The organism is Nocardiopsis lucentensis DSM 44048 (assembly GCF_000341125.1).
GTDB lineage: Bacteria > Actinomycetota > Actinomycetes > Streptosporangiales > Streptosporangiaceae > Nocardiopsis > Nocardiopsis lucentensis.
On sequence record NZ_ANBC01000695.1, the window covers coordinates 1 to 5,086 of the forward strand.

General features: G+C 70.5%; 5 protein-coding genes. All 5 read left to right on the forward strand.

Annotated features, from left to right (window positions below):
* The first annotated feature begins 333 nt into the window (after positions 1-333).
* Positions 334-1,056, forward strand: a complete 723-nt coding sequence (locus tag D471_RS0124275) for a hypothetical protein (protein WP_017601016.1) — start codon at positions 334-336, stop codon at positions 1,054-1,056.
* Positions 1,057-1,154: 98 nt separating this feature from the next.
* Positions 1,155-1,532, forward strand: a complete 378-nt coding sequence (locus D471_RS0124280) for a pilin (protein ID WP_152486427.1) — start codon at positions 1,155-1,157, stop codon at positions 1,530-1,532.
* On the forward strand, positions 1,529-3,106 hold the full coding sequence (locus D471_RS0124285) for a chromosomal replication initiator protein DnaA (RefSeq protein ID WP_026128031.1): 1,578 nt from the start codon (positions 1,529-1,531) through the stop codon (positions 3,104-3,106). Before D471_RS0124280 ends, D471_RS0124285 begins: the two co-directional genes overlap by 4 nt.
* A 24-nt stretch (positions 3,107-3,130) precedes the next feature.
* The gene (locus tag D471_RS0124290; RefSeq protein WP_017601018.1) at positions 3,131-3,952 is read left to right on the forward strand and encodes a PrgI family protein; all 822 of its coding nucleotides are present in this window, start codon (positions 3,131-3,133) and stop codon (positions 3,950-3,952) included.
* Positions 3,949-5,086: VirB4 family type IV secretion system protein (locus D471_RS35960; RefSeq protein ID WP_017601019.1), on the forward strand; the 1,138-nt coding region annotated here is incomplete at its 3' end. The genes D471_RS0124290 and D471_RS35960, both read left to right, overlap by 4 nt.

Sequence of the window (5,086 nt, forward strand, 5' to 3'; positions counted from 1 at the left end):
CGCAGCTACGACCGGATCATGTGCGGAGCGGCGTGAGCGCGAAGAAACCGGCAACGGTTAGGTCAACGCGGTCGGTGAGTGGCTGACAGCGAGGTCTGTTAGCCACTGGAGAGGCTGTCATCCCTGGTCAGGTTGGGGTTCAGGGTCGGTGATCGAGACGCCCGTTCCCTTCCGCAGTCGTGGCTGACGGCTGTGTGTGAGCGGTGGGTCAGGGGCCCGTGAGACCCTCGTTCGCCTCCTGCGCGCTGATGGTCAGACCGCCGCCAGTCCAGCGTCAGCCGCGTCTCCTTGGGTCGGTCGGGTCATCACCAATCGACGACGGGAAGACCCACCATGCGTCACGACCCACTGCGCGCGGCCGAGCGCGAGTTCCTGCGCCTGGAGCTGGACACCGCCGACCTGCTGCGCGAGCTGGCACCGTTCACCGACGCCCGCCCGGACACCCTGCTGGAGCTGCGCGAACTCCTACTGTCGGGCTCGCTGGCCCGCCAGGTGCGCGACAGCGTCTGGCGGTTGGTGATCGAGTTGGCGCGCGTGCGCGAGGAGTGGATGGTGGCCGCCATCGGCCTGGCGATGCCCGCACTCCGGGCGTGCTCGGTTCGGATGTGCGCTGGCCTCGACACCCGAGCCGCCGAGGACGTCCAGGAGGAGATGCTGTCGGGGTTCATCGCCGCCGTCCACGAGGTGAACACCTCCTGGTACCGACTCCCGTGGGTGCTGCGCTGCCGCGCCAGCCGATGGGGGCTGCGGGCGCGTAAGGAGGCGCTGGCCGTGCCGACCGCGGTGGCCGAACCGCTCGCCAACGGACCCGCACCGACCGGGAACCCGGACCTGGTGCTGCAGGACGCGGTCCGCCAGGGCGTGATCACCGCGACGGACGCCGACCTCATCGGCCGCACCCGGCTGGACCGGGTGCCGTTGACGGAGGTGGCCCGAGAACGCGGAACCGCCTACTGGAAGATCGCCAAACGCCGGTCGCGCGCGGAACGGCGGCTCGCGGACGCGGTGCGATCGGGCCTGGTCACCGCACGCCTGTCCGCCCTGTCAGCGGCCTGACCGCTTGAGGACCGGGTCAAGGATCGCTGACACCGAGTCCAAACCGTCCCCCGTGGTGGCTCTGTTCCGAGGTAGGAGAGCCGACCACGGGGGGCGACATGGCGACTCCACACGAACGCCGACCACGGCGCGGGCGCTGCTCACCGAGGCCCTGGATCTGTGTGCCGGGGACCGCGCTGACCCTTGTCCTCGGGCTCGCCGAACCCGCACTCGCGGACGATGCGTGGCTGTTCGCCTACCAGCTCAACGACGTCATCCTGCGCCTCACACGACTGTGCCAGACCGTCGCGGGATCGGTGGCGACGCTGTTTATCATCGTCGCGGGCCTGCGCTGGATGCTGGCCGGCGGCGACCCCAACGAGATCGACAAGGCCAAGCGGGGGTTCGCCGGAGCGGCCGTGGGCTACGTCGTGGTGTTCGCGGGCGAGGTCCTGCTCTTCGCCCTCGACTACCTGAGCAAGTACGAGTCGCCATGAGGACGGCACCGACCGATCCCGACACGGGCGACGCCGAGCCCGAACCCGGAGGCTTGGAGCTGGCGAGCCCGAGCCTGGAGGAGGAGTACGCCGACGTCTTCGACTGCGGCGCTCTCGAGGTCTCCTGCCACATCACCCAGTGGTTCCACGGCCTGGTCCTCGGCATCCTCGAACCGCTCTTCGGCTGGATCGCCGGAACGCTGTTCACCACCCCCGGCCCCACCGACGGCATCACCGGCGTGTGGGAAGGCGTTTCCGCCACGGTCAACACCGTCTACGCCCTGCTGATCATCGCGGCGGGGTTCGTGATCATGGCCCACCACGGACTCCAGGCGCAGTACTCGGCGCGGGAGGTCCTGCCGCGCCTCGTGGTCGGGTTCGTCGCCTCGAACGTCTCGCTGAACGTTGTCGGACTCGCGGCACACGTCTCGACCTCCGTCGCCCAGGCCATCACGGCGGACGGCATCACCAACGAGGTGGCGGCGCAGCACCTCAGCGAGCGAACGGTGCTGTTCCTGGGTGAGGACGCGGCGATCGTCGTGCTCTTCCTCCTGGTGTTCGTCGTCCTGATGATCCTGTGGGTGATCGTGGAGATCGTCCGCATCGTCATCGTGATCCTGCTGATGGTCGGCGGACCGGCGATGCTCATGTTCCACGGGCTCCCACAGACCAACCGCGTCGCACAGATGTGGTGGCGCGCCCTGGGTGCGGTCTGCCTCGTACCCGTCGCCCAGGCCCTCGCCTTCGTGGCGCTCATGCGCGTGTTTTTCGAGGGCGACGCCCGCGCGATGTTCGGGGCCGCGCAGGTCGTGCGCGGAGACGTCAACCTCTTCGACCTGTTCCTCCTCTTGGTGCTCATCTACGTGCAGATCCGCATCCCGGTGTGGGCGTACCGGGCGGTGTGGTCGGGACCTTCTGGCCGATCCCCTGCGGCGGGGGTGGCCAAGGCCCTGACCTGGGCTGTGGTTCTGGCAGCCGCCTCGGCCGCGACCGGCGGGGGAGCGGCGACCGCAGGCGCCGTGGGCGGGAGAAAGGGCGCTCTGCTGAGGGTCGGACACCGGGGAATTCGCAGGATCCGCGAGAACCGTACCGCCGCACCCACGACGCCCCTGCCCCGACGCGTCCGCACCTGGCGCTTCGGCACGCCCGGCACCCGACCCACGAACACGTCGCAGGTGCGTCGGCACCCAGCCCGGAGCGGAGGCAACGGCACGCCGTCTCCTGCCCATCCGAACGTACCGGGAACGCGCGCCCCCAGGTACGCCTCCTCCGCGCCCGAATCTCGACGTTCCTCGACGCCGCCCACCGAACGTCCACCCGGTCCGCAGCGACACCCCAGGGAACGGAAGTCGGGACCCACCCACACACCACCGGACCGCGTGACCAGGCCCAGCGATTCCCGCCCCCACCTGGAACCCCAGCCGCGCCCGACCCCGCGTCAGGACAGGGCGCCCGCTCGCCCTCCGGCTCCTCGCTCTCCCGACCCGGGGGTGTGGGCGAAGCGGGCCGTCCAGCCCCGCCCATGGCATCGCAAGCCCCGCCCGCCCTGGGTCTGGAACCAACGACGGGACTGAGAACCACCACGGAAAGGCGGATCCATGGACCAGGACGTCTCCACCTGGCACGCACGCATCCCGGCCGACATCGACCGACCCGAACCCGTCCTGTGGAACCTCACCGCCCGGCAGTTGCTGGTCATCACGCCCGCCGGGCTGACGGCGTGGGTCCTGTTCTCGCTGCTCCTGGGCCACCTGACCGTGTGGCTGCTGGTCATCGTCGCGGCCGTGCTCCTCGCGCTTGGATGGGTGCTCGCGTGCGGTCGCAAGGACGGGATCGGGCTCGACCACATGGTCTGGCTGGCAGCGCGGTGGAAGATCCAGTCCAAACACCGCCACCCCGCCCCTCCGCCAGTGGACGACTCCGGAGTCATCGACCTCGACGGTCGCTGCGCGGTGCTCCTGGAGTGCGACAGCGCACCCTTCCACCTGTCCTCGGGCGAGGAGCAGGACCAGATGCTCGCGACGTTCGCGGCCTTCCTGGACTCGCTCACCTCACCCGCGCAGATCCTCATCCAGCGCCGACGCATGGACCTGACACCGCACCTGGACCGCCTTCGCACCGGGATCCCCCGCCTGCCCGCCGAACTGCGCCGCGCCGCCCGCGCCCACGCCGCCTTCCTCGACGGCCTCCAGCACCACCACGACCTGATCAGTCACCGCGTCCTGCTGGTCCTGACCGAGGACGGACCCTCGGACACCGCGGGTGAGGCACTCCTGCGTCGAGCCGAGGACGCCGTCTCCCAGCTCGGTGCCCTGGACGTGCGCGCCCGCGTCTGCGACGGCGACAGCGCCGACCAGATCATCCACACCTCCCTCCTCCCACACACCACCGCCACCACCGACGAGAAGGACCACGCATGACACGCCCACCGCACATCCGCCTGCACCCGCGCCACCTGGACGCGAGCGGATGGCTCGCCCAGACCATGGTCGTCACCGGCTACCCGCACGACGTGCGAGCCGGATGGGCCGACCCGCTCCTGACCTTCCCCGGACGGATCGACGTCTCCTGCCACGTCATCCCCGTCCCCGGACAGCTCGCCGCCGGGCGCCTGCGCCGTCGCCGCGCCCGCCTGGAATCGGCTTTGGGCACCGACGCCACCCACGGACGTCTCTCGGACCCCCAACGCGCCGCGGCCACCGAGGACGCCGCGGATCTGGCCGACCGTGTGGCCGTCGGCGACACCCGCCTGTTCAAGCTCGCCGTGTACATCACCGTGCACGCCCACACGGCCGAGGACCTCAACGCCGACCTGGACCGCCTGCGCGCCCTCGCCGGATCGATCCTCGTCGACCTGTCACCGGCCACCTACCGCTCATGGGAGGGATGGCGCTCGACCCTTCCGCTCGGCACCGATGCCCTGCGCATGGGCCGAACCGTGGACACCGAGGCCATCGCCGCCCTCATGCCCTTCGCCGGGGCGGATCTGTCCGCCGAGGCCGGGCGCACTGCCGTCGTCTACGGGGAGAACGCCCACACGGGCGGGCTGGTCCTCTGGGACCGGTTCCACGGCGGGCTCGACAACAGCAACGCGATCATCCTGGCCCGCAGCGGAGCCGGGAAGTCCTACCTCGCCAAGGCCGAACTCCTCCGCTCCCTGTACGCGGGCGTCCAGGTCAGCGTCATCGACCCCACCGACGAGTACGCACACCTGGCCGAGGTTCTGGGTGGCAACCGCGTCCCCCTCGGTCTGGAACACGGGCGGCTCAACCCCTTCGACCTTCCCAGCACGGGTGAACAGGCGTTCACCACCCGAGTGCTGTTCCTCCACACCCTGGTCGCCGCCATGGTCGGTGGCCTGAACGCCGCCGAGATCGCCGCCCTGGACGAAGCGATCCTCACCACCTACGCCGAGCGCGGCATCACCCGCGACCCCGCAACCTGGGGGAGTACGCCACCGGTTCTAGCCGACCTGGTCACCGCCCTGCGCGCCGCCGACACCGCGACCGACCATGCCGCCACCGCGCGCTCCCTGGCCGATCGGCTCCCCCCCC

What these genes read in the sequence shown, in the direction of transcription:
- D471_RS0124275 (WP_017601016.1), top strand. Translation starts at nt 334, where the DNA reads ATGCGTCACGACCCACTGCGCGCGGCCGAGCGCGAGTTCCTGCGCCTG.
- D471_RS0124285 (WP_026128031.1), top strand. Translation starts at nt 1,529, where the DNA reads ATGAGGACGGCACCGACCGATCCCGACACGGGCGACGCCGAGCCCGAA.
- D471_RS0124290 (WP_017601018.1), top strand. Translation starts at nt 3,131, where the DNA reads ATGGACCAGGACGTCTCCACCTGGCACGCACGCATCCCGGCCGACATC.
- D471_RS0124280 (WP_152486427.1), top strand. Translation starts at nt 1,155, where the DNA reads ATGGCGACTCCACACGAACGCCGACCACGGCGCGGGCGCTGCTCACCG.